This window comes from Pseudomonas sp. K2I15 (genome assembly GCF_002204795.1).
GTDB lineage: Bacteria > Pseudomonadota > Gammaproteobacteria > Pseudomonadales > Pseudomonadaceae > Aquipseudomonas.
This window is the reverse complement of sequence record NZ_NIXO01000029.1, coordinates 1-23,215: the sequence shown is the minus strand read 5'-3', so window position 1 is coordinate 23,215 and position 23,215 is coordinate 1. Positions and strand designations below refer to the sequence as shown.

The following is a 23,215-nucleotide window of genomic DNA, read 5'->3' as shown; positions in this document are numbered from 1 at the left end:
CAATCTGACAAGCGATACAGGGGGACGCTGGTGCGGGCCGTTACGAAAGGAGAACAGCCGGCTCAGACATCGTCACCCGGTTCTTCACGCTCGAACGCTCCTGCATCCTGGCGTACCACGCCAGCAGCGCTTCGCACTCGGCGGGCACGGCCAACTCCACCAACTGGGCAAAGATCAACCCCCCAATAACGGTGATATCGGCCATGGAAAACACCTCCCCCGCAACGAATGGCTGGTGTTTTAGAACCTCGTTGAAATAGTGCATGCCCCTAAGCGCCTTATCGCGCTGACGAAAGCCCCACTCGGCGTTTTGATACAGCTCGACATCCGGCCCGAGCCCGGGCGTGGCATGGTGGAAATACACACTGATCGCGTCGAGCAACTCAAGCTCCGCGCGCTTGCTCATCATGTGAATCACGCCCTTTTCCTTCGGGGTTCTGCCCGTCAGTACGGGATTGCCATCCAGCGCGTCCAGGTACTCGGTAATGGCCGTGCATTCGCCAATGAAGGTGCCGTCGTCCAGTTCAATCACTGGCAGCGTGCCCGAATAGTTTTTGGCGAGAAAATCAGCCGTCTTGTGCTCGCCTTTCCACAGGTCTACCGAGACAAACTCGGCGCGCGCCTGCAGGTTTTTCTCAGCCAACGCGATACGTACTCGCGCCGGATAGGGGCCGGTGTGCCAATCGTAAATCTTGAAGTGAGTGCTCATGTCAAATCTACCTATCTATCAGTTGATAGACAAAAGCTAGAGGTTTAAAATTTAACGGTCAAGCGCTATTTTTCGCTTAACATGCGCAGCCATTGATACAGCGAGGCAGTGAAGTGAGCTCAAACCATCGGGAATCGATTCTGGCCGCCGCCAGGAACGCCGCACAGTCGCATGGCTACAGCGGTCTGAATTTTCGTGACCTGGCACAAGTGGTCGGTATCAAGAGTTCGAGCATCCACTATCACTTCCCGACCAAAGGCGACCTCGGCGCCGCCGTCGCCCGCCGCTATTGGGAAGACACCGCCGCTGACCTGGACGCCATGCTGGCCGAAACGGCGGACCCGCTGCAGTGCCTGCACGCGTATCCCAACGTGTTTCGCAGGTCCCTGGAGAACGATAACCGCCTGTGCCTGTGCAGCTTCATGGCTGCCGAATATGCTGACTTGCCGGAGCCCGTGAAGACCGAAGTGCAGGCCTTTGCCGATATCAATGTGGCGTGGCTGAGCAAGGTTCTGGTTGCTGGGAAAGTGGTCAAACCCGCAGACAGTGACAACCGGGGCCGGGCGATTTTCGCGGCAGTAGCCGGCGCCCAGTTGATGGCGCGGAGCCGCTCGGATATCGCGCTTTATGATGGGTTGATCGAGAGCTATCGGCAGGCGGGGTTGCTGCCCGCTTAGAGCTTTATGATCCAGGGTAGCTCGTCAGAACTTGCTTGCTTCTGCTCATATAGCCTTGACCTTGATGTAGCTATAGGGTTCAGGCTGCACAAAATCACGGAGGTTTTGGCCATAAGCAAGCAGCAGGATCAGGATTATCTAAGACGCACATCGATACTCGACTTCGACGCGGGCAACATCACTCAGCTCATCGACGCGCGCGGCTGGCGCCAACTGCCGCAGGAACAGGCTGCGAGAGCCGTCTACGAATTCTGTCGCGATGAGATCCTTTTCGGCTACAACGCCGGCGCCGACAGCCTGCCGATGTCCGCTATCCTTGAAGAAGGCTTGGGCCACTGCAACACCAAGTCGACGCTGTTGATGGGATTGCTGCGTGCGCTGGCCATTCCCTGCCGGCTGCGTGGTTTCACTATCGACAAGCGCCTGCAAAAAGGGGCAATGACACCCTTTGTCTACTTCATGTCGCCGAAGGAAATTCTTCACACCTGGGTCGAAGTCCGCCTGCACGAACGCTGGGTTGTGCTTGAAGGTGTGATTCTGGACGAGCAATACCTGCGTGCGGTGCAAAACAAGTTCAGCAATTGCCAACACGCCTTTCTCGGCTATGCGATAGCAACCCCTTGCCTGGCCAAGCCGGCAGTGCAATGGACGGGACGGGACACCTTTATCCAGCGCGAAGGCATTGCGCGGGAACTTGGGGTGTGGGCCTCGCCCGACGAGTTCTATACCGAGCACAAGACCAACCTGAACGGTTTGAAGGGCTGGCTGTACCACCGTTTTTTTTACAAGGTACTTAACAATAACGTGCGCCGTATCCGCGAGGAGGCACACGACAGCACTGCGTTGAGCCGCACCTGCGAGCATCGTGAGCCCCCACGCTCGTCGAATTGATAAGTGAGCGGTCTCTTTGCAAATCACGCTATGCGCCAGGATTGCCGGGGCAAATCCCAGGCAAAAAAAAGCCTGCATCTCTGCAGGCTTTTTCTAACGTCTGGCTCCACGACCTGGACTCGAACCAGGGACCCAATGATTAACAGTCATTTGCTCTACCAACTGAGCTATCGCGGAATGCGCCGTATGTTACTGATTGAAAAGGAGAAGTCAAGCATTTAATGTTTCCCGGTCATTCCTCATTCAACTGCTCGACCACACCCCTGCCCTTCAACTGAGCCAACTGCTCAGCCGACAAGCCCAGACGCTCACCCAACACCTCATCGGTATGCTGCCCCAACATCGGCGCCGGCCTTACATACTCCACCGGTGTGCCCGACATCTTGATCGGGCTGCCGACCATGGCGAACTCCGGATTCTTTGGGTGCGGGATCTTCACCATCAACCCACGGGCAATCACCTGAGGCTCTTCCAGCGATTGCGCGATGCTGTTGATCGCGCCCACCGGCACCTTCGATGCGTGAATACTCGCCACCCACTCGTCCGCCGTGCGCCCCAGAAAGTGCGCCGACAACAGCTCGACAATCTCGGCCCGATGCGCGACCCGATCGGCATTGCGCCGAAAGCGTGGATCGTCCGGCAGGTGCGGCAGGCCAATGCTGCTGCACAGCGCAACAAACTGGCTGTCGTTGCCGCAGGCAATAATGAAGTCGCGGTCTGCCGCGCGGAATACCTGGTACGGCACGATGTTGGCGTGGGCGTTGCCGTAACGCTCGGGTACCTTGCCCGAGGCCAGGTAGTTCATGCTCTGGTTGGCCAAGGTTGCCACTTGTACGTCCAGCAGTGCCATGTCGATGTGTTGGCCGACGCCGGTGCGTTCGCGGCTGAGCAATGCGGCCTGGATGGCGACGGTGGAATACAGGCCGGTCATCAGGTCGGAGAACGCCACGCCGACTTTTTGCGGGCTGCCGCCGGGCAGGTCGTCACGCTCGCCGGTGATGCTCATCAGGCCGCCGATGCCCTGGATGATGAAGTCGTAGCCGGGCTCTTCGGCACGCGGGCCGGTCTGGCCGAAGCCGGTGATGGAGCAGTACACCAGCCGAGGATTGATCTCGGCCAGGGTCGCGTAATCCAGGCCATAACGGGCCAGGGAGCCGGCCTTGTAGTTTTCGATCAGCACATCGGAACTGGCCGCCAGGGCCCGCACCAGTTCCTGCCCTTCGCTGCTGGCAAGGTCGATGGCCACGGATAACTTGCCGCGATTAGTGGACTGGTAATAAGACGCCTGCCCGGACGACTCGCCGGTGTCTGTCTTCATCCACGGCGGGCCCCAGCCGCGGGTATCGTCACCGCTTTGCGGCCGTTCGATCTTGATCACTTCCGCGCCCAAGTCAGCCAACACCTGGCCACACCAGGGCCCGGCCAATACCCGGCTTAAATCCAGCACCCGCAAACCTGTCAATGCACCCATTATTCTTGTCCTGTGATGAATCGAAATCAGCCGACTGCCGGCTCTTCATGACGCAGGGAAATCCCCAGCACGGCACGCCGCCGCAGCCAGGGGCTGGGGCGATAACGCGGGTCGTGGGTGAGTTCGCTCATACGCTGCAAAATCGTGAGGATGCGCCGTGGCCCAAGGGCATCGCCCCAGGCGAGCGGCCCTTGTGGATAACCCAGGCCAAGTTGCACCGCCTGGTCGATATCGCTAACACTGGCGATGCGTTGCTGGGCGATGTCGCAGGCCAGGTTGACCACCATCGCCAAAGTACGCTGGGCGACGAAGCCGACGCTGTCGCTGATCACCGTCACGCCCACACCGTCACGGGCGAGCAGCGCGTGGGCGGCGTCGCGCATGGCGCTGGAGGTCAGCGGGTTTTGCATCAAGGTGCGATGGCGCGACAGGTCGGTCAGCAGATCGATGCACAAGGTGTGCGCCGGGTCGGTGTGGAAGCGCTCGCTGGCCGACGTGGCGTCGAGGCCGTAAGGCGCCAGCAGGCACAACGCGTCAGGCGAAGGCTGCGCCGCGCTTTCAAGGTGCGCGCCCAATTCGATCACCAAGGCGCTGAGGCGCTCGTAGTCTTCGGCGTTTTCGGTGGCGATCCACACCGGCGGCAGTGCCTTCACTGAAGGTACTGGCTGCGGTTGCGGACCGTCGACCACCTGGCCATTTTCATAACGGTAGAAGCCCTGCCCGCTCTTGCGGCCCAGGCGCCCGCCCACCAGCATCTGCCGGGTCAGCGGCGACGGCTTGTAGCGCGCTTCTTGATAGAACTGGTCGTAGATCGACTCCATCACCGGGTGGGAAACGTCGAGCCCGGTGAGGTCGAGCAGTTCCAGCGGGCCCATGCGAAAGCCTGCGCCTTCACGCAGGATACGGTCGATATCGCCGCGCTCGGCAATGCCTTCATCGAGCATCTTCAAGGCTTCGGTGCCATACGCGCGGCCGGCGTGGTTGACGATAAAACCCGGGGTGTCCTTGGCGCGCACGCCGCGATGGCCGGTGCGAGCGACGAAGGCCAGCAGGTCATTGCCGACCTTCGGCGCGGTGGCCAGGCCATCGATCACTTCGACGACGCGCATCAACGGCACCGGGTTGAAGAAGTGCAGCCCCGCCACCCGCCCAGGGTGTTGGCAGCCGGTGGCAATGGCCGTGACCGACAGCGATGAGGTGTTGGTGGCGAGGATGCAGCCCGCGCTGACAACGCCTTCGAGTTGCTGCAACAGGCCGCGCTTGGCATCGAGGTTTTCGACGATGGCTTCCACCACCAAATCGCAATCGCGCAACGCCTCAACCGTGGCGGCCACTTGCAGGTTCGCAAGCGTTGTGTCCATCGCCGCGTGGGTGATCTTGCCCTTGGCGGCCAGCTTCGAAAGCGTGGCGCCAAGGTTATCCCGAGCGCTTTGCGCCGCACCGTCACGCGCGTCGAACAAGCGCACCAACACACCCGCCTGCGCGGCAATCTGTGCAATCCCGGCGCCCATCACGCCGGTGCCAACCAGGCCCATGATCTTGATTGAATCAGTCATGTTCATTCCCCCAGGTAGTTCGCGGTGCGTTTTTCGAAGAACGCCGCGGCGCCCTCCTTCTGGTCTGCCGAATCAAACAGCAGTTGGAAGGCCTTGCGCTCCAATACCAGCGCGCTTTCCAGCGGCAGGTCGGCACCGGCAAGCATCACTTCCTTGATCTGTTCCACCGCCAGCGGCGGCAATGCAGCAATGTGCGCAGCCAGTTCCAGGGCGCGGGGGATGGTTTGATCGTCTGCCACCACTTCGCTGAGCATGCCCATGGCCAGGGCTTCCGGCGCCTTGACCATGCAGCCGGTCAACGCGATGCGCATGGCCTGGAACTTACCCACGGCGCGCACCAGGCGCTGGGTGCCTCCGGCGCCCGGCATCAGGCCCAGCTTGACCTCGGGCTGGGCGAACCGCGCCGACTCACCGGCGACGATCAGGTCGCAATGCATGGCCAACTCACAGCCGCCGCCTAAGGCAAAACCATTCACTGCGGCGATCACCGGCTTCGGGCAGCGGCTGATGGCTTCCCACAAATACTCGGTGTGCCGGCGGTACATCTCGATCGGGCTGGCGCTGGCGAACTCCTTGATGTCGGCACCGGCCACGAAGAACTGATCGCCGCCGGTGAGCACGATGGCGCGCACATCACGACGTTTGGCCAGGGCACGAAAATGCTCCGCCAGCTCTTCGCGAACCTGGGCGTTCAAGGCGTTTTTCACTTCAGGACGGTGGATGCGTACCACGGCGACGCCATTGTCCTGGACGTCGAGGTGCACCACGGGTTGGTCAAGGCTGGCCACATGTTCTCCTGCTGCAATGTTCTTGTTAGTTCGGATATCGCTAGTTTCGCTATGCGAAACAACATTCCGTATTTAGCGATAATCATAAGGACCGAGCCGTCGCGATGTAAACGTAAAAACCTGACCACCCCGTAAATCTGGCTATAACTCGTTGTTTAGAAGGGTTTTATTAAACAAAAATACAATCACCAGGCAAGTTGCTTAGTTTCGCTGTGCGGAATACAATTTTGTTTTGTTGATTTTCTAAAAAAAGGGGGACTAACATGCGCCGTCGAAACAGGGACCCGAACACACCCGAAGCACCTGCCGGCAACCACGCGTTCGAGCACTTGCTGATCGACCCAATGAATGCCGACGAGGAGGAAGACAAGGACCGCCAGTTCGTCACCGCCCTGGCGAGGGGCCTGGAATTGCTGCGCTGCTTCACCCCCAGCGAAAGCGTGTTGGGTAACCAGGAGCTGGCGCGCAAGACCGGGCTGCCAAAGCCGACGATCACGCGGATGACCCACACGCTGACCCGCTTGGGCTACCTCAAGCACCTGCCGCAGTCGGGCCGGTATCAGTTGGATGTAGGGGTAATGGCGTTCGGTTACGCGATGCTTTCCAACCTGTCGGTGCGGGCCGTGGCCCACCCGCTGATGGAGACGATGGCCAAGTACGCCCAGGCCGCCGTGGCGATGGCCACGCGGGACCGCCTGGACATGGTTTACCTGGACGTGGTCCAGGGCGAAGCGAACATGACCATGCGCCGCCAGGTCGGTACGCGGTTGCCGTTGCACTTGAGTTCCGCAGGCCGCGCCTGCCTGGCAGCGATGCCGGAAAACGAGCGGGAATTTATCCTCGACCATATCCGCCAGCGTCATCTGGAGGACTGGCCGGGAATCAGGAAGGGCCTGGAACGCGCCTTCCGCGATTACACCGACTTCGGCTACTGCATGTCGATCGGTGAGTGGCACCGCGATGTAAACGCCATCGCCGTACCGCTGCTGCATGCACAACATGGGCTGCTGACGTTCAACTGTGGCGGACCGAGTTTTCACCTTTCCCGGGAGAAACTCGAGGACGACATCGGGCCCCGTCTCAAGCACATGGTGAACAACATCGAGGCCGCCGCCCGCTAGACAGATCGGTGCAGGGCCTCGGCAGATTGACTTTCAACAGGCCTGCCGAACGGGCCGCTGAGGAATGCACATGATCCGAGACCCCGAAACGCTTCACCTGTTGCTGGAAACCCTCCAGCAGTTCGTCAACGAAGCGCTGATCCCACGGGAAAACGAGCTGGCCGAGACCGACGACGTGCCGGCGGATATCGTCAGCCAGTTCCGCGAGTTGGGCCTGTTCGGCCTGACCCTGCCCGAAGCCTACGGCGGCCTCGGGCTGACCATGGAAGAAGAGGTCAACGTGGCCTTTGAGCTGGGGCGCACCTCGCCGGCATTCCGCTCCTACTTCGGCACCAACAACGGCATCGGCTCCATCGGCATTCTGCTGGACGGCACCGAGGCGCAGAAACAGCACTACCTGCCCAAACTGGCCAGCGGCGAACTGCTCAGCTCGTTCTGCCTGACCGAACCGGACTCGGGCTCCGACGCCGCCTCGTTGAAAACCACGGCGGTGCGCGACGGTGATCACTACGTCATCAACGGCACCAAGCGCTTTATCACCAACGCCCCTCACGCCGGGATTTACACGGTGATGGCGCGCACCAACCCGGACATCAAGGGCTCGGGCGGCATCAGTGCGTTTATCGTCGAGCGCAATACGCCGGGACTGTCCCTGGGCAAGCGCGACCACAAGATGGGCCAGAAAGGCGCCCACACCTGCGACGTGATTTTCGACAACGTGCGAGTGCCGGCCGACCAGTTGATCGGTGGTGTTGAAGGCGTGGGGTTCAAGACGGCGATGAAGGTGCTCGACAAGGGTCGCCTGCACATCGCTGCCGTCAGCGTCGGGGCTGCCGAGCGCATGCTCAACGATGCCCTGAATTACGCCCTGGAGCGCAAGCAGTTCGGCCAGCCGATTGCCGAGTTCCAGCTGATCCAGGCGATGCTCGCCGACAGCAAGGCCGAGATCTACGCCGCCCGCTGCATGGTGGTGGACGCGGCGCGCAAGCGTGACGAAGGCCTGAACATCGGCACCGAAGCGTCCTGCTCGAAGATGTTCGCCACCGAAATGTGTGGCCGCGTGGCCGACCGTTGCGTGCAGATTCATGGTGGTGCCGGGTATGTGAGCGAGTACGCCATCGAGCGCTTTTATCGCGATGTGCGCTTGTTCCGGCTGTATGAAGGCACCACGCAGATCCAGCAGTTGGTGATCGCCCGCAACATGATTCGTGAGGCCAAGCGCTAAACCTGAGAACCACACAGATCACATGTGGGGGCGGGCTTGCTCGCGAAAGCGGTGCGTCAGTCGATGCATCCAGTGGCTGATACACCGCATTCGCGAGCAAGCCCGCTCCCACATTTTGATCGTGTTCCAACCGCATTACCGCAACACCCATAACTTGTGCCCTAACAACTACAACAAGGTATCGCTATGGAAGTCGCCGCTTCGGCGGGCGCGTTGTCGCCCGCGAAAAACAACCTGTGGATCATCGTTTTCATCTTCTGCTTCCTCGGCCTGCTGATCGATGGCGCAGACCTGATGCTGCTGTCCTACAGCCTCAGCAGCCTCAAGGCCGAGTTCGGCCTGACCAGCGTCGAAGCCGGCAGCCTGGGCAGTTTCACCCTGGCCGGGATGGCCATCGGTGGGATTTACGGCGGCTGGGCCTGTGACCGTTTTGGCCGGGTGAAAACCGTGGTCTGGAGCATCGTGCTGTTCTCCGCCGGCACCGCAGTTCTGGGCATGACCCACAGCTATTGGCAGTTCGCCGGAACACGCTTTTTCGCCTCCCTCGGCTTGGGCGCGCTGTATGTCGCGTGCAACACCCTGATGGCCGAGTACGTGCCGACCCGCTACCGCACCACCGTGCTCGGCACCCTGCAGGCCGGGTGGTCGGTGGGTTACATCGTCGCCACCTTGCTCGCCGGCTGGATCCTGCCCAACCACGGCTGGCGCTGGTTGTTCTACGTGGCGATCATCCCGGTGATCCTCGCCGTGCTGATGCAGCGCCTGGTGCCGGAGCCGCAAGCCTGGGTCAAGGCCCAGGCCGAGCGCGCCCGGGCAAAGGCCGAGGGCATCAAGCGCGTCTCGGCGAAGAAGCCCGACGGCATGTTCAAGCTGATCTTCAGCGACCCGAAAGCCAGCCGCATGTTCATCCTCTGGGCGCTGACCGCAGGCTTCCTGCAGTTCGGCTACTACGGCGTGAACAACTGGATGCCGTCGTACCTGGAAGGCGAATTGGGGATGAACTTCAAGTCGATGACCAGCTACATGGTCGGCACCTACGCGGCGATGATTTTCGGCAAGATCCTCGCAGGGCTCGCGGCAGACCGCCTCGGCCGGCGCCTGGTGTTCGCAGTCGGTGCACTGGGCACGGCGATTTTCCTGCCGGTGATCGTGCTGTTCCAGAGCCCCGACAACATCCTGTGGATGCTGATTGTGTTCGGCTTCCTGTACGGCATTCCCTACGGCGTGAACGCGACCTACATGACTGAAAGCTTCGAAGCGAAGTTTCGCGGTTCGGCAGTGGGCGGGGCCTACAATATTGGCCGAATTGGCGCAGCGGTGGCACCGGCAGCCATTGGGTTCCTGGCGTCCCATGGCTCGATCGGCGTAGGATTTTTGGTGATGGGCGGCGCGTACTTTATCTGCGGGGTGATCCCGGCGCTGTTTATCCGCGACAAGCAGTTTGATCCGCAAAAACAATAAGCCCCACGCCGGGGCCATCGGCAACGCGGCCCCGGCTATAAGACGTGCGGCAGTTATACCCTCCGGCAAACGGGGCTAGACTGTACGTTAGTCCTACGGAACTGAAGGAACAGTAAGACGCTCTCACCCAGCCTGTAAGACAGTTTTGTGCTTAGAGGCTCATTCGCTTATGAAAACACCGACCCAGACCAACGCAATTGACTTCGACAGCGCCAAATTGCAACGCCTGGGCTTTGGTCAGCCTTCTTTACTCCCGCGACGCCCCGCCACTGTCGCCCAACTTCGCCAGCAACTGGGCATGCACTTGCAAACCAGCCTGGAGCCGGAGCACATCCTTGCGTTGTTCTTCCGCGAGATCCAACGCCTGGTGCCGCTGGACGCCCTGCAATACCGTCACGAAGCCAGCGACCTGCGCCTGGAATATGGCCACCGTGGTCATCATTCGGTGAGCTATGCCCTCAGCCACGACGGCGAGCACCTCGGCGAGCTGGTGTTCCGGCGCAATCAACGCTTTCTCGAAGATGAGTTGGCCAACCTGGAATCCCTGCTGGCCACCCTGCTCTACCCGATGCGCAACGCTCTGCTCTACCGCGCCGCGACCCGCAGCGCCCTGCGCGACCCGCTGACCGAAACCGGTAACCGCGTCGCCATGGACCAGACCCTGCAACGGGAAATCGACATGGCCCGCCGGCACCTGCAGCCGCTGTCCTTGTTGATGCTGGACATCGACCACTTCAAACACATCAACGACAGCCACGGCCACGCCACGGGCGACAAGGTGCTCAAAGCGGTGGCCGCCTCGATCAAGGGCCAGCTGCGCAATGTGGACATGGTGTTTCGGTTTGGCGGGGAAGAGTTTTTGATCCTGCTGTCCAACACCGGCCGGGATGCGGCGTCGATGGTCGGTGAGCGCCTGCGCCAGGCGGCACAGGCCCAGGATTATTGGGCGGATGATGAACGTATCGAATTGACGGTGAGCCTGGGTTGCTCGACCTTGTTGGCGGGAGAGTCCGCCGAGAGCGTGTTGCGACGGGCGGACAACGCCTTGTATGTGGCTAAGCGCGAAGGCCGCAATCGCCTGGCAATGGCGGGGTAACCGCTTTACTTCACAGTAGCCCCGCCATCACACCGTTTACGCCTCGCTGGCAACCCGTTCCGGTTGTTTGCGGGTGGTGGTCACCGACTTTTCCAACTGCATGCAGCGTTCCAGGAACAGGTACATGTAGTCGTAGCTCTTGCACACCGCCTGACGCAGCTCTACCTGCAGTTCCTTGATCGGGTTCATGCCGGCCAGGGTGCAGATGATTTCCAGCGCTTCCCACGGGTGAGCGTCATCGTACTGGGCATGCATCTTCAGCCACTTCATGGCGCGCTTGCGGTCTTCCTCAGGGAAAGCCGCGGCATACACGCCCGTGGAACACACCACGGCAGACCACTCCCCAGTGGCCCCTTCGATGGCGTAGTTGGTAGCGGCAATCGCGACAATCAGCGAATCGGCCGAGCTGGTGTGCCAGCACCAATGGCTCAGTGCATGCAGCTCCGGCGGAACTTCCTGTGCCTGCAACTCTTCCAGGCTGACGCCATGGGCACGGGACCAATGCACCCAATAATCGGCGTGGTTGAGTTCCACCCGAATATTGCGCATCAGCCAGCGGCGCGCCATGTCCTCCCCAGGATGGCGGGCAAATTTGGTCTTGGTGAGGTTCTGTGCCATGTACAAGGCAAACTGTTCAACCACTGGCCAGCCACCAATCAGGTAGTGGCGCATGGTCTTGGCGCTGAGCTTGTTATCGCGCATGCGCTGGTACAGTTCGTGTTCGACAACGCGGCGCTTGCTCTCGCTACAGTCCTGGATCAGCTGTTGCGCCCAGGCGGGGTAACTCGAGGCTTCCATAAGCGGGCCGGTTCTGTTGAATGTGTCGATCACTGTCGGGCTCCTTTTGATGTGTGATATGTACAGACCAGCAAATGTTTCATCGGAACGTGCCAGGCGCCTTGAATAACAGAGGCTGCGGTCGCACAGGTCGACACTGCAAACTATCAAAGGTAAACAACTGCGGTCGCTCGATCAGGTATCCCTGAGCGTAGTCGACCCCGATCTCAAGCAAGGCTTGTTCGATCTGGGGTGTCTCGACAAATTCGGCAATTGTGCGCTTACCCATGACATGACCGATGTGATTGATCACTTCGACCATAGCGCGGTTAATCGGGTCGTCCAGCATATCCTTTACGAAACTTCCATCGATCTTCAAGAAGTCTACAGGTAAATGTTTAAGATAAGCGAACGAGGACATCCCGGCACAGAAGTCATCCAGCGAGAAATGGCACCCTAACTCTTTGAGCTCGTTGATAAAACGAATTGCACTGCCCAAATTCGCGATAGCGCTGGTTTCTGTAATTTCAAAACAAATCATTTCTGGCGGGATGCCATAAGCGCTGAATTGCTCACGCAGGAACCCGAGAAAGTCTTCATCGCCGATGGTAATGCCTGAAAGATTGATCGCACACATGGCCATGGGCCGGCCCGGGCGCTCGCGCATGCAGCTGGAGACGATCTTGAATACGTTCTCCACCACCCAGCGGTCCAGGGATGTCATCAACCCGTAACGTTCGGCGGCCGGGATAAAACTGTCCGGCAAAATGATCCGCCCCGCCTCGTCGTGCAGGCGCAGCAGGATTTCGATGTGCCCATCGCCGTGCTCGGTGTGCCCCAGGGGCGCGATTTCCTGGGCGTACAGGCAAAAACGGTTCTCTTCCAGCGCCATATGCAGGCGCTGCACCCAGGCCATCTCACCAAAACGCAGGGACAACTCCGAGTCATCGGCGTGATACACCTGAACCCGGTTGCGACCCTTCTCCTTGGCCATGTAGCACGCCATGTCGGCGGCCCTCAGCGAGGTTTCCAGGGTGGTCGGGGCTTGGGTGATGTGTACCAGGCCAATGCTCACGGTGGTGACAAACGGCCGGCCCTTCCACACAAAATGCAGGCTTTGCACGGTATGGCGCAGGCTTTCGGCGATTTTTTCCGCCACCGGCGCCGGGCAATTTTCCAGCAGGATGCCGAACTCGTCGCCGCCCAGCCGGGCCAGGGTGTCGCCTTCACGCAGGTCCGACTGCAACAGCGCACAGATATGCCGCAACAGCTCATCCCCCGCGGCGTGCCCGCAGGTGTCGTTGACCAGTTTGAACTGGTCCAGGTCGAGGAACATCAAGGCATGGCGCCCAGCTTGCTGGCGCCCGACGTTATGCAGCACCTGCTCCAGGCGGAACTCAAACTCGCGCCGGTTGGCAAGGCCAGTCAAGGCGTCGTGGGTTGCCTGCCAGGACAGGTTGGCGATGTACTGGCGTTCCTGGGTCATGTCGTGCAGCACCAGCACCGCACCGCTGACTTTGCCGGCACTGCGGATCGGCGCGCCCACCAGGGTGACGGACACAGTGGTGCCATCCAGGCGCTGGATCAGCTTTGAATGCTCGCTGCCCCCGCCGAGCTGGCCGGCCAGTATGCGTTCGATCAGGGTAAAACCGTCGGCCTGGGCGTTTTCGTCCAGCAGGTTGAACAGCGCCGCCAGCGGCAGCCCCTGGGCCTGGGCGGCTTTCCAGTGGGTCAGGGCTTCGGCAGCCGGGTTCATATACGCAATGGCGCCATCGACGTCGGTGGTGATCACTCCGTCGCCAATCGACTCCAGGGTGATCTGCGCCCTTTCCTTCTCCAACTGCAAGGCGTCGGCAAACGCGTGCCGCTGGGCCAGCAGCTTGTGCGTGCGCAACAGCGCCAGCACGATCAAGCCCAATGCCGTGGCCAGGTTGGTCACCAGCAGCAGGCGCAGAATCATCCGCGAGCCTTCACCCAAGGCATCGCTGAAGGCTTTAGCGGCCGGGGTCACGCCGTCATTGATGGCAAAAATCCGCTCCTTCCAGGCGTGCACGTCGGCGCTGCTGACCTGATTGGCCAGGATCGCCCCGTGCATCTCCTGAGCCAGGTCGTCGAGTTGCACCAGGTAGCCATCGCCCACCGTCCACAGTTCGATGGCCTTTTCCAGGTAACTGAAATGGCGAAAGTTGAGATACAGCCAGATCAGGCTGGAAACGTCGTCACGGTGGTTGCCGCCCTTGAGGATGCCCAGGCGTGCCGCGGTCAGGTCCGGGGTCGAGCGGTCCAGAGCCACCCGCAGCTCATGCCCGCCCTGAGGTACGGCAATCGCGTTCTGGTATTTGAGGAAGGTGGCTTCGTCGCGGTTATCGGCGTACAGCGTGAGGTAAAAGATCGCGTCTTTCTGGCCCTTGGACCACAGGCTTTCGCCCGCCACGTAGCCGCGCACCGCTGAGAGCACGTAGAGACTGACGCAGCCTAACAATGCCTGGAACAGTACAACGGCGATAAAAGGCCACACAATGCCCAATAACCGAGGGGTTCCGAGAGTCTGCTTTTGCTTCATGAGGTCCCTTGCACATGCACAACTAAAATACGCACGCGAGTGAAAACCGCTCCTGCTAGCTCAGCGTAGGCTAAATCACCGCACTTGTTGCAAGTGTCCGTAAAGTTTGGCGTACAGGCCACCGTCGGCAATCAGCTGCTGATGGTCGCCATCTTCGGCAATATGCCCGCCATCGAACACTAATACCCGATCCGCCTGTTTCACTGCCGACAGCCTGTGGGCGATGATCAAGGTGGTACGGCCACTGAGAAACCGCGCCAGCGCCTGATGCAGGTTGTATTCGGTCGCCGCATCCAGGGCCGAGGTGGCTTCGTCGAGTATTACCACTTTTGGCTCCGCCAGCACCATCCGTGCAATGGCCAGGCGCTGACGTTGGCCACCGGAGAAGCGTACGCCGGAGCGCCCGACCACGCTGTCCAGGCCCAATGGCAGTGCCTTGACGGTCGCATCCAGCTGGGCAATTTCCAGCGCCTGCCAGCACGCCTGGTCACTGCGTTCACGCCCCATGGTCAGGTTGGCGCGCACCGTGTCGTTGAACAGCGCCGGGTGTTGCAGCACCACGGAGACATTCTCGCGAATCGTCTCCAGGCCGATTTCCTGCTGGGTCAAACCACCAAAACGGATGCTGCCGGCCTGCGGCGTATACAGCCCCAGCAACAGCTGCACCAGGGTACTTTTGCCGCCGCCGCTGGCGCCGACAATCGCGACTTTTTCACCCGGGGCAATGTTCAGGTTCAGTTGGTCGAGCACCAACTCTTCGCCGTAGCCGAAGTTCAGGCCGCGAACCTCGATGCCAACGGTCTCACGCCCGGTAAACGGATCGGCGCCACCCGCGTATTGCGGCTCGTCGGCGCGGGCCAGCAGTTCGTTGATCCGCGTCAGCGCCCCGCCCGCCGCGTAATAGGCATATTGCAGATTCAGCAGTTGTTCCACCGGGCTGATCATGAACCACAGGTAACTGAACACCGCGAGCATCTGGCCGATGGACAGGTCGGAAAACAGCACCGTCAGCATCGCCGCCGCGCGGAAGATGTCGATACCGAACTGGAACAGCAAGCCACTGGCGCGGCTGGAGGCGTCGCTTTTCCACTGGGAATTGACCGCAAAGTCCCGCACTTCCTGGGCACGCTGGCCCAGGCGGCCGAGGAAAAAGCCCTGGCGGTTGCCGGCGCGCACTTCCTGGATCGCATCGAGGGTTTCGGTGAGGGCCTGGGTAAACCGCGACGTACTGTCGTTTTCCAGCTTCTTCAGGTGCTTGACCCGCTTGCCCAATTGCACCGTGGCGTAGATCACCAGCGGGTTGAACAGCAGGATCAACAGCGCCAGCTTCCAGTGCATCCACATCAGGATGCCCGAAGTGCCCACCAGGGTCAGCATCGCCACCAGGAAACGGCTGAGGGTTTCGCCGACAAATTTGTCCACCGTGTCCAAGTCAGTGACCAAATGCGTGGTCACCGTGCCGCTGCCCAGGCTTTCGTATTCGCTGAGGGAAATGCGCTTGAGGCGCTCGATCAGCCGCACGCGAATGCGATAGACAATGTCCTTGGCCAGACGCGCAAACAACCGCGCCTGCAGCACGTTGAACACCAGGGCGCCGCAACGCAGGAGCAAGGTCACCATCAGCATCAGGCCGATATAACCCGCAGCTTTCTGCCAACCCAAGGGCAGCGCGTGGTTCATCACTTTCAGTGCCGCGTCGCCATGGCCCAGCAGCACTTCGTCCACCAGCAACGGCAACAGCAACGGAATCGGCACGCTGCACAGGGTCGCCAGCACGGCGACGCCATTGGCGATCCACAGGGATTTCTTGTGATGCAAGGCCAGGCGGCGGACTTCCGCCCAGGTCAGCCGGTCGACGCGCTTGGGTTGTTCGATGGGATCGGGCTGATCATGCACAGGCAGCTCGCTCCAGCCAGCGACTCAGCAGCGGCGACAACTCGGACAGCGGCTGATAGCCGTTGGTCAGCAGCGCCAACTGGCCATTGCGCTCAGCCAGCAGGGTCGGGAAACCGGCAATGCCCAAATCCTGAACCCAGGTAAAATCCGCCGCGGTGGCCGCATGCTGGTCGGCCCGGTCAAAGGCTTCGGAAAACTCGATACGCGGCACACCGGCCGTCTCGGCCAATTCCACCAGTACGTCGGCGCGGGTCACGTCGCGACCTTCGACGTAGAACGCCTGCTGGATCAGGCCCAGCAGTTTCCACGCACAATCCGGCGCCAGGCTGCGGGCCGTGACCACAGCGCGGCAAGCCGGCTCGGTGTCGTACACAAAACCGTCAGGCAACGCACCGTCCAGCTTGAACGTCTGGCCAGTGGCGTCGGTGACGGCCTGCCAATGCTCAAGAATGTAGCGTCGGGTGGTCGGCTCCAGCGCCGCGCCACTGCCGGTGCGCAAGCCGCCCACCACCAGGTGCAGCTCCACGCCTGCGGCCTGGGCCTGCTCAACCAACGCCTTGGCCACCGGGGCGAAACCCCAGCACCAGGAACACATCGGATCCATTACATAGAGCAGGCGCGCGGACATGGCTCAGGCCTCGGAGGATGGGGTTTGCTTGTAGTTGTAGCCAATCGGGTGCGGCATATTGCGGGCCTTGGCCAGTTCAATCTGCTTCTGCCGGTCGATCGCGCTGCGACGGGTCTTCTCGGAAAGCTTATCCCAGCAATGCGGGCAACTGATGCCAGCCACGTAGTGTTCGGATGCACGGTCTTCTACGCTGACCGGTGTGCGGCAGGCATGACATTGATCGTAGTCGCCTTCGCTCAAGTCGTGGCGCACGGTCACGCGATTGTCGAACACAAAGCAGTCGCCCTGCCACTTGGTTTCTTCCTGCGGCACCTCTTCGAGGTACTTCAGGATGCCGCCCTTGAGGTGATACACCTCGTCGAACCCTTCGCTGAGCATATAGCTCGACGCTTTTTCGCAACGAATGCCGCCGGTGCAGAACATGGCGACTTTCTTGTGTTTGGCCGGGTCGAAGTTGGCTTTGATGTAGTCCGGAAACTCGCGGAAGCTCGTCGTTTTTGGGTCAATGGCCCCCTCAAACGTGCCAATCGACACTTCGTAGTCGTTGCGGGTATCGATCAGCAGCACTTCAGGGTCGCTGATCAGCGCATTCCAGTCTTGCGGGTTGACGTAGGTGCCGACTTTTTTGTTCGGGTCGACGCCTTCGACGCCCAGGGTCACGATCTCTTTCTTGAGTTTGACCTTGGTGCGGTAGAACGGCTGCTCGTCGCAGTACGACTCTTTGTGGTCGATGTCGTCCATGCGTGGGTCGTTCTTGAGCCAGGCCATCAAGCCATCAATGCCTTCGCGGCTACCGGAAACGGTGCCGTTGATGCCTTCTTCGGCGATCAGCAAGGTGCCTTTGATGCCGTTGTCGACCATCGCCTGCAGCAGGGGCTCGCGCAGGGCGACGTAATCTTCGAGGGTGACGAACTTATACAGTGCCGCCACGACAATCAGTTGAGTCATGGGTGTTCTCTCCAGGTGGCTACCCTCGTAAAGGGTGAACCGGATGCAAAAAAAACGCGCCGGCTAAGCGGCGCGTTGCGGATTCTAGCAAAATTGGCGACGTTTATGGACCGCCTCTTTACTGTGGCGAGGGAGCTTGCTCCCGCTGGGCTGCGAAGCGGCCCCAACAAGGCAGTTGCAATCTTTCAGAAAAATCGCGGTGATTGGCATCAGGGCTGCTGCGCAGCCCAGCGGGAGCAAGCTCCCTCGCCACATCAAGCCAATGTGCCACAGTGCTAGTGACCGCCGGCGCAGGTCGGCGAGGCCGGGGCTGCGTCGATTTTCGCCCATTCTTCAGGCGTGTAGGTATGCAGCGCCAACGCATGGAATTCGCTCATCAGGTCACCCAGCGTGGCGTAGACCTTCTGGTGGCGCTTGACGCGATTGAGCCCCTCGAACTGCTGGCTGACCAGCACGGCCTTGAAGTGGGTCTGCAACCCACGGCTGTGCATATGGCTTTCATCCAGCACGCTCAAGTGTTCCGGGCTCAGGGCGACGAGTGCCGATTCGATACGCTGTTGCATGGTCATTCCTGTTTACTTCTTCTTGGCCGGGGCCGGGGCTTTTGGCGTCAGCTCGTTGGTCATGTCTTCAAGCAGCTTGTTCACCACAGGTACCGCGCTTTCCAGCTTGGCCTGGGTCATCTGGGCCGATTGTTGGGTCAGCTGAGGCATTTTTTCCAGGACTTTCTTGCCCAGCGGCGACTGGTAGAACGCAACCAGGTCCTTGAGCTCGGATTCGCTGAAGTTGTCGGTGTAGAGCTTGATCATGTCCGGCTTGAGCTTGTTCCAGCCAATGGCCTGGTCCAGGGCGGTGTTGGCCTTGGCCTGGTAGGTGTCCAGAACGGTTTGCTTGGAAGCAGGCGCCTTGGTTTGTTCGAAACGCTGGGCGAACATTTGCTGCACTTGCATGTACACCGGGGTACCCAGCTTGTCGGCATGGGCCAGGGTAAGGAAGGCTTCGGCACTGGCGTTGTGGCTGGCGGTATCGGCAAAAACCTGGCCGCTGGCACATACCAGAGCAACCGCGGTACAGATGGCACGAAGACGAGTCATCGAGTTTCCTTTTCTAGCAGGCGAGGTAAGACCCCAAGGGCGCCCATTCTGCGCCTAAAAAACGCCGCGGCTCAACCCCACGCCTTATGGGGCCTGGTTTTGCGGGGCTGAATCCGATGAAAAGTCTTTTAAGGGAACCCCACCGGACGATCACGGCCTAAACTGCGCAAACGAACCTGAAGGAGTGTGCCCGATGAGCCGTATCGAAACCGACAGCCTGGGAGAAGTGCAAGTCCCGGATGACGCTTACTGGGGTGCGCAGACCCAACGCTCGCTGGTGAACTTCGCCATTGGCGACCAGCGCATGCCCCTCGCCGTGTTGCACGCCCTGGCCCTGATCAAGAAGGCCGCGGCCCGGGTCAACGACCGCAATGGCGACCTGCCCGCCGACATCGCCCGGCTGATCGAGCAGGCCGCCGACGAAGTGCTCGCAGGCGAACACGACGACCAATTTCCCCTCGTTGTCTGGCAGACCGGCAGCGGCACCCAGAGCAACATGAACGCCAACGAAGTGATCGCCGGCCGCGCCAACGAACTGTCGGGCAAGCCCCGTGGTGGCAAGAGCCCGGTGCACCCCAACGATCACGTGAACCGCTCCCAAAGTTCCAACGACTGCTTCCCCACGGCCATGAGCATCGCCGCCGTGCAGGCCGTGAGCGAGAAGCTGTTGCCGGCGGTCCGTGAACTGTCCGGAGGCCTGGCGGAATTGTCGGCGCGGCACATGAAGCTGGTGAAAACCGGCCGCACCCACATGATGGACGCCACGCCGATCACCTTCGGCCAGGAAGTGTCAGCGTTTATAGCGCAACTGGATTACGCCGAACGCGCGATCCGCAGCGCCCTGCCCGCCGTGTGCGAACTGGCCCAGGGCGGCACCGCCGTGGGCACCGGGCTCAATTCGCCCCACGGCTTTGGCGAGGCGATTGCCTCGGAGTTGGCGGCGCTGTCGGGCCTGCCGTTTGTGACCGCGCCGAACAAATTCGCCGCACTGTCCGGCCATGAGCCGTTGACCACCTTGCACGGCGCGCTGAAAACCCTCGCCGTGGCCCTGATGAAAATCGCCAACGACCTGCGCCTGCTGGGCTCCGGCCCCCGCGCCGGGCTGGCCGAGGTCAAGCTGCCGGCGAATGAGCCGGGCAGCTCGATCATGCCTGGCAAGGTCAACCCGACCCAATGCGAAGCCCTGTCGATGCTGGCCTGCCAGGTGCTGGGCAACGACGTGACCATCGGTTTCGCGGCAAGCCAGGGGCATTTGCAGTTGAACGTGTACAAGCCGGTGATCATCCACAACCTGCTGGAGTCGATCCGACTGCTGGCCGATGGTTGCCGCAACTTCCAGGAGCATTGCATCGCAGGGCTTGAACCCGACGCCGAGCAAATGGCTGCACACCTTGAGCGTGGCTTGATGCTGGTGACCGCGCTGAACCCGCACATCGGCTACGACAAGTCGGCAGAGATTGCCAAGAAGGCCTATGCCGAAGGGCTGACGCTACGGGAAGCGGCGCTCAAGCTGGGTTACCTCACGGACGAAGAATTCGACCAGTGGGTGCGTCCGGAAAACATGCTTGAAGCGGGTCACTAAAGGTTAGTCGACAGGTGTTCTGTGGCCCATGTCTACTGTCAATTGTCACAGTTACATGGGCCTGCCAACCCGAGGTTTAATGAATAAACCTCGGTGCTGGCGACACATCCATGAAACGCGGCTACCTGTTCTTCTACTTCCTGCTGCTGGCGGCCTGCCTTATCGGGCTTGCGTTGCGATATCCGGCTGACAGCCCTGCATTGCAACCCTTCCCGATCATTCTGCCGCCCCCCTCAGCCACCGCCTCCATGGACGAGTTCGTGATCTTCTATTCAGGGGATGGCGGCTGGGCCCCACTGGAACAGAACGTCAGCCGCAACCTTAATCAGCGTGGCTACAGCGTACTGGGTATCAGCACCCTGGCCTACTTCTGGCGTGAGCAGCCTGTGGCCGACTCGGCCGCCCAACTGGACGACCTGATCACGGTTTACCGCAAGGAATGGAACACACCCCGAGTCTGGCTGATCGGCTTTTCCTTGGGTGCCAATGTGCTGCCCTCCCTCATCAACCAGCTCAGGCCCGAAAACCGTGCGCGTATCTCGCAACTGACCTTGCTGGAACCTACCCAGGATGTGTTTTTCGAGGTTGAACTGGAAAACTACATGACCGTGGGTTGGCTCAACCGGATCACCCAGGCTTATCGCCATGTGCGCCAGCCGGTCACCCATCACGATCCATTCCCGGCGCTTGACCAACTGAAGGGGCGGTTACCCGTCACCTGTTTCCACACCACCGAAAATATCCATGGCCTGTGTAGCCAGCCGTTATTTCCATCGTGGATATCAACGACCGAAAGCAATGGCAGGCACTATTTCAACGGCGACTTCGATGGATTGACCCGGCGCCTTATTGAACAGCATCCAACCGCGCACGCCGCGCCCTGAGCCCGGCGAACAACGATGGGGCCAACGCCACGGTTGCGGAACCCAAGACCACCAACACGGCCCCGCCGTAGCCGAGGGCGTTGATGTCTTCGGCGTGCACGTAGTCGGGCCACATCCACGCGGCCACCGCCACTGCGACAAAGGTCACCAATGGCGTCATTGCCAGCGTGGCGCTGACGCGCGAGGCTTCCCAGTGGGCCAGGGCTTCGGCGAATGCGCCGTAGGCAATCAGGGTGTTGAAGCAGCAGGCCAGAAGCAGCCAGCCTTGCAGCGGGCTCAGTTGCAGCGCTTGCATCGGGTGCGCCCACGGTGTGAGCAATAGGGCGCAGCACAGGTAGATCACCATCATTACCTGCAGCGAATTCCATACGGTCAATAACTGCTTCTGGCCCAGGGCGTAGAAGGTCCAGATGGTGGTGGCCAGGAGAATCGTCAGTACGCCGGCGGTGTAGGTGCCCATGGAGGTCAGGAGTTCGGTCAGGCGCTGGTTGAAGAACAGGCCGAAGCCGGCGATCAGCACCAGCAGGCCCATGCCCTGGCCCAGGCTGAAGCGTTCCTTGAACACGAAGACACTGGCGATCATCAGGAAGATCGGGCCCATCTGCACCACCAGTTGCGCGGTGCCGGGGCTTAGCAGGTTCAGGCCGACCAGGTAGAGCACGTAGTTGCCCATCAGGCCGCACACGGCGATTGCCACCAGCCAGCCGCCTCGGGGGCCCAGTTGTTGCCAGCTGGGCAGGCGCCTGACTGCGGCGAGGTAGACGAACAGGCAACTGCCGGAGACGACCAGGCGAAACCAGGTGACGGTAATTGGGTCCATCACCTGCAAGACCTGCTTGAGTTTGATCGGCAGGATGCCCCAGAGAAACGCGGTCAGCAGGGCCAGGGATAAACCGTAGACCCAGCGGCCCGATGAGATGTGCATGTGTGCCCCGAATGCCTGAGGTGGAGGAGGTGCATTCTAGGGGGATGCTGGGGGTGGGTGTATATCCGTTTTTTCGGGTGTTTTTGATATGGGTTCCGCCCTTACGGCCGGTCACTTTTGAAAGGAGCCGGAATGCCGGCCCAGCCAAAAGTAACCAAAAGGCTCTTGCCCCACCACTCGGCACCTCGCTCCGGTAGCACGAAGCGGGCCGCCGCGACGGGACGTCCCTGCCCCGTACTACCTGCGTTCGGCCAGCGTGGTTTAACGGGGCGCCTAAGATCAAAATCAAGACCAAAAGCAACAGCACAGCGGCCTACCGGCCGGCTTGAGTGTTGTAGAGCAACAGCAAAAGCTAAAGCGGGCACGGTCAAAATGTGGGGGCTTGCTCGCGAAGGTCGTTAACGATGACGTTGGCATCCTGATTCAACGCGGCGCCCTCAGGTTTTTCGCGAGCAAGCCCGCTCCCACATAAAAGCAGTTCTGCTTTCGCTCTGGATCTGGCTCTTGCTTCTAACACTCAAGCCGGCCGGTAGGCCGCTGTGTTCTTGATCTGCTGTTGATCTTGATCTGACTGCCCCATTCAGCCCGAGGCCGAACGTAGGTATTGAGGAGCGGGTAAACCGGCAGGACGCCGGTTTAGCCGCGACGGGCCAGGGACGGGCCGTCGCGGCGGCCCGCGGAGCAATGCCGGAGTGAGGGCACGCCGAGCCTAAGCGAGGCGCCGACAGGCGGGGCAGAGCGTTTTGGTTACTTTGCCGCTTTTTGTATGGACCGGACACATGGTTGACGGGTGTACGGGGACATGGTGGACACTTTTCGGCGAGCCAACTTCGCCGGAAAGCCATCATGCCCTGGAACACGAGAGACGCCATGAGCCTGAAAAAAGAGTTCGTTGCCTTAGCCCGGCAGCCCGGCAGTAATAA

General features: G+C 60.7%; 20 protein-coding genes and 1 tRNA gene. 8 read left to right on the top strand and 13 right to left on the bottom strand.

Annotated features, from left to right (window positions below; translation table 11 throughout):
- Positions 1 to 40: 40 nt before the first annotated feature.
- Positions 41 to 709: a glutathione S-transferase gene (locus CEC48_RS18060; RefSeq protein WP_088424967.1), complete on the bottom strand. Its 669-nt coding sequence runs from the start codon at positions 707 to 709 to the stop codon at positions 41 to 43.
- Between the two features lie 113 nt (positions 710 to 822).
- Here CEC48_RS18060 and CEC48_RS18055 point away from each other — a divergent pair, with 113 nt between their 5' ends.
- Together CEC48_RS18055 and CEC48_RS18050 are read left to right on the top strand one after the other, a co-directional pair.
- Entirely contained in the window at positions 823 to 1,386 is a 564-nt protein-coding gene (locus tag CEC48_RS18055) for a TetR/AcrR family transcriptional regulator (RefSeq protein WP_088424966.1), read from the top strand.
- Positions 1,387 to 1,491: 105 nt separating this feature from the next.
- On the top strand, positions 1,492 to 2,277 hold the full coding sequence (locus CEC48_RS18050; RefSeq protein WP_256579730.1) for a transglutaminase family protein: 786 nt from the start codon (positions 1,492 to 1,494) through the stop codon (positions 2,275 to 2,277).
- A 101-nt stretch (positions 2,278 to 2,378) separates the two neighbouring features.
- Here the strand turns inward: CEC48_RS18050 and CEC48_RS18045 are convergent.
- The 4 genes from CEC48_RS18045 to CEC48_RS18030 all read right to left on the bottom strand — a co-directional run bounded on the left by CEC48_RS18045 (position 2,379) and on the right by CEC48_RS18030 (position 6,092).
- Positions 2,379 to 2,454 (bottom strand) — tRNA-Asn (locus tag CEC48_RS18045).
- Positions 2,455 to 2,509: 55 nt separating this feature from the next.
- Complete coding sequence (locus CEC48_RS18040) at positions 2,510 to 3,748, bottom strand: CaiB/BaiF CoA-transferase family protein (RefSeq protein WP_088424964.1); 1,239 nt, start codon at positions 3,746 to 3,748, stop codon at positions 2,510 to 2,512.
- A gap of 26 nt (positions 3,749 to 3,774) precedes the next feature.
- Positions 3,775 to 5,304, bottom strand: coding sequence for a 3-hydroxyacyl-CoA dehydrogenase (locus tag CEC48_RS18035; RefSeq protein WP_088424963.1), 1,530 nt, complete (start codon positions 5,302 to 5,304; stop codon positions 3,775 to 3,777).
- A gap of 2 nt (positions 5,305 to 5,306) precedes the next feature.
- Positions 5,307 to 6,092: an enoyl-CoA hydratase gene (locus CEC48_RS18030; RefSeq protein ID WP_088424962.1), complete on the bottom strand. Its 786-nt coding sequence runs from the start codon at positions 6,090 to 6,092 to the stop codon at positions 5,307 to 5,309.
- 263 nt (positions 6,093 to 6,355) lie between these two features.
- Between CEC48_RS18030 and CEC48_RS18025 the strand changes: the two genes are divergently transcribed.
- The 4 genes from CEC48_RS18025 (at position 6,356) to CEC48_RS18010 (ending at position 10,995) form a co-directional block, all read left to right on the top strand.
- Positions 6,356 to 7,213 (top strand): IclR family transcriptional regulator, encoded by an 858-nt coding sequence (locus tag CEC48_RS18025; RefSeq protein ID WP_088424961.1) that lies wholly within the window; start codon positions 6,356 to 6,358, stop codon positions 7,211 to 7,213.
- 70 nt (positions 7,214 to 7,283) lie between these two features.
- Positions 7,284 to 8,438: an acyl-CoA dehydrogenase family protein gene (locus tag CEC48_RS18020; protein WP_088424960.1), complete on the top strand. Its 1,155-nt coding sequence runs from the start codon at positions 7,284 to 7,286 to the stop codon at positions 8,436 to 8,438.
- A 186-nt stretch (positions 8,439 to 8,624) separates the two neighbouring features.
- Complete coding sequence (locus CEC48_RS18015) at positions 8,625 to 9,899, top strand: MFS transporter (protein WP_088424959.1); 1,275 nt, start codon at positions 8,625 to 8,627, stop codon at positions 9,897 to 9,899.
- Between the two features lie 169 nt (positions 9,900 to 10,068).
- Positions 10,069 to 10,995 (top strand): GGDEF domain-containing protein, encoded by a 927-nt coding sequence (locus CEC48_RS18010; protein WP_088424958.1) that lies wholly within the window; start codon positions 10,069 to 10,071, stop codon positions 10,993 to 10,995.
- 36 nt (positions 10,996 to 11,031) lie between these two features.
- On the opposite strand, the gene CEC48_RS18005 is transcribed toward CEC48_RS18010, so the two are convergent.
- From CEC48_RS18005 to CEC48_RS17975, 7 genes are all read right to left on the bottom strand, one after another.
- Positions 11,032 to 11,793, bottom strand: a complete 762-nt coding sequence (locus CEC48_RS18005) for a TenA family transcriptional regulator (protein ID WP_371917771.1) — start codon at positions 11,791 to 11,793, stop codon at positions 11,032 to 11,034.
- Between the two features lie 79 nt (positions 11,794 to 11,872).
- The gene (locus CEC48_RS18000) at positions 11,873 to 14,335 is read right to left on the bottom strand and encodes an EAL domain-containing protein (RefSeq protein WP_088424956.1); all 2,463 of its coding nucleotides are present in this window, start codon (positions 14,333 to 14,335) and stop codon (positions 11,873 to 11,875) included.
- A gap of 75 nt (positions 14,336 to 14,410) precedes the next feature.
- Positions 14,411 to 16,231, bottom strand: a complete 1,821-nt coding sequence (locus CEC48_RS17995; RefSeq protein ID WP_088424955.1) for an ABC transporter ATP-binding protein — start codon at positions 16,229 to 16,231, stop codon at positions 14,411 to 14,413.
- Positions 16,224 to 16,859: a DsbA family protein gene (locus tag CEC48_RS17990; RefSeq protein WP_088424954.1), complete on the bottom strand. Its 636-nt coding sequence runs from the start codon at positions 16,857 to 16,859 to the stop codon at positions 16,224 to 16,226. The genes CEC48_RS17995 and CEC48_RS17990 overlap by 8 nt, the downstream gene beginning before the upstream one ends.
- Positions 16,860 to 16,862: 3 nt before the next feature.
- Complete coding sequence (locus CEC48_RS17985; RefSeq protein ID WP_088424953.1) at positions 16,863 to 17,807, bottom strand: rhodanese-related sulfurtransferase; 945 nt, start codon at positions 17,805 to 17,807, stop codon at positions 16,863 to 16,865.
- A 275-nt stretch (positions 17,808 to 18,082) separates the two neighbouring features.
- On the bottom strand, positions 18,083 to 18,376 hold the full coding sequence (locus CEC48_RS17980) for a BolA family transcriptional regulator (RefSeq protein ID WP_003216739.1): 294 nt from the start codon (positions 18,374 to 18,376) through the stop codon (positions 18,083 to 18,085).
- Between the two features lie 6 nt (positions 18,377 to 18,382).
- Positions 18,383 to 18,901 carry a DUF2059 domain-containing protein gene (locus CEC48_RS17975; protein ID WP_003216742.1) on the bottom strand — a complete coding sequence of 173 codons (519 nt, stop codon included), beginning with the start codon at positions 18,899 to 18,901 and terminating at the stop codon, positions 18,383 to 18,385.
- 193 nt (positions 18,902 to 19,094) lie between these two features.
- Here CEC48_RS17975 and CEC48_RS17970 point away from each other — a divergent pair, with 193 nt between their 5' ends.
- Complete coding sequence (locus CEC48_RS17970) at positions 19,095 to 20,483, top strand: class II fumarate hydratase (protein WP_088424952.1); 1,389 nt, start codon at positions 19,095 to 19,097, stop codon at positions 20,481 to 20,483.
- Between the two features lie 110 nt (positions 20,484 to 20,593).
- Entirely contained in the window at positions 20,594 to 21,367 is a 774-nt protein-coding gene (locus tag CEC48_RS17965) for an AcvB/VirJ family lysyl-phosphatidylglycerol hydrolase (protein WP_088424951.1), read from the top strand.
- On the opposite strand, the gene CEC48_RS17960 is transcribed toward CEC48_RS17965, so the two are convergent.
- On the bottom strand, positions 21,330 to 22,292 hold the full coding sequence (locus tag CEC48_RS17960) for a DMT family transporter (protein ID WP_088424950.1): 963 nt from the start codon (positions 22,290 to 22,292) through the stop codon (positions 21,330 to 21,332). The two genes, CEC48_RS17965 and CEC48_RS17960, sit on opposite strands and share 38 nt — an antisense overlap.
- Between the last annotated feature and the right edge of the window lie 923 nt (positions 22,293 to 23,215).

Coding starts and splice junctions, on each gene's coding strand:
- CEC48_RS18015 (WP_088424959.1), top strand. CDS start 8,625: ATGGAAGTCGCCGCTTCGGCGGGCGCGTTGTCGCCCGCGAAAAACAAC.
- CEC48_RS17965 (WP_088424951.1), top strand. CDS start 20,594: ATGAAACGCGGCTACCTGTTCTTCTACTTCCTGCTGCTGGCGGCCTGC.
- CEC48_RS17960 (WP_088424950.1), bottom strand. CDS start 22,292: ATGCACATCTCATCGGGCCGCTGGGTCTACGGTTTATCCCTGGCCCTG.
- CEC48_RS17980 (WP_003216739.1), bottom strand. CDS start 18,376: ATGACCATGCAACAGCGTATCGAATCGGCACTCGTCGCCCTGAGCCCG.
- CEC48_RS18000 (WP_088424956.1), bottom strand. CDS start 14,335: ATGAAGCAAAAGCAGACTCTCGGAACCCCTCGGTTATTGGGCATTGTG.
- CEC48_RS17970 (WP_088424952.1), top strand. CDS start 19,095: ATGAGCCGTATCGAAACCGACAGCCTGGGAGAAGTGCAAGTCCCGGAT.
- CEC48_RS18005 (WP_371917771.1), bottom strand. CDS start 11,793: ATGGAAGCCTCGAGTTACCCCGCCTGGGCGCAACAGCTGATCCAGGAC.
- CEC48_RS17990 (WP_088424954.1), bottom strand. CDS start 16,859: ATGTCCGCGCGCCTGCTCTATGTAATGGATCCGATGTGTTCCTGGTGC.
- CEC48_RS17975 (WP_003216742.1), bottom strand. CDS start 18,901: ATGACTCGTCTTCGTGCCATCTGTACCGCGGTTGCTCTGGTATGTGCC.
- CEC48_RS18025 (WP_088424961.1), top strand. CDS start 6,356: ATGCGCCGTCGAAACAGGGACCCGAACACACCCGAAGCACCTGCCGGC.
- CEC48_RS18040 (WP_088424964.1), bottom strand. CDS start 3,748: ATGGGTGCATTGACAGGTTTGCGGGTGCTGGATTTAAGCCGGGTATTG.
- CEC48_RS17985 (WP_088424953.1), bottom strand. CDS start 17,807: ATGACTCAACTGATTGTCGTGGCGGCACTGTATAAGTTCGTCACCCTC.
- CEC48_RS18020 (WP_088424960.1), top strand. CDS start 7,284: ATGATCCGAGACCCCGAAACGCTTCACCTGTTGCTGGAAACCCTCCAG.
- CEC48_RS18010 (WP_088424958.1), top strand. CDS start 10,069: ATGAAAACACCGACCCAGACCAACGCAATTGACTTCGACAGCGCCAAA.
- CEC48_RS18035 (WP_088424963.1), bottom strand. CDS start 5,304: ATGACTGATTCAATCAAGATCATGGGCCTGGTTGGCACCGGCGTGATG.
- CEC48_RS18060 (WP_088424967.1), bottom strand. CDS start 709: ATGAGCACTCACTTCAAGATTTACGATTGGCACACCGGCCCCTATCCG.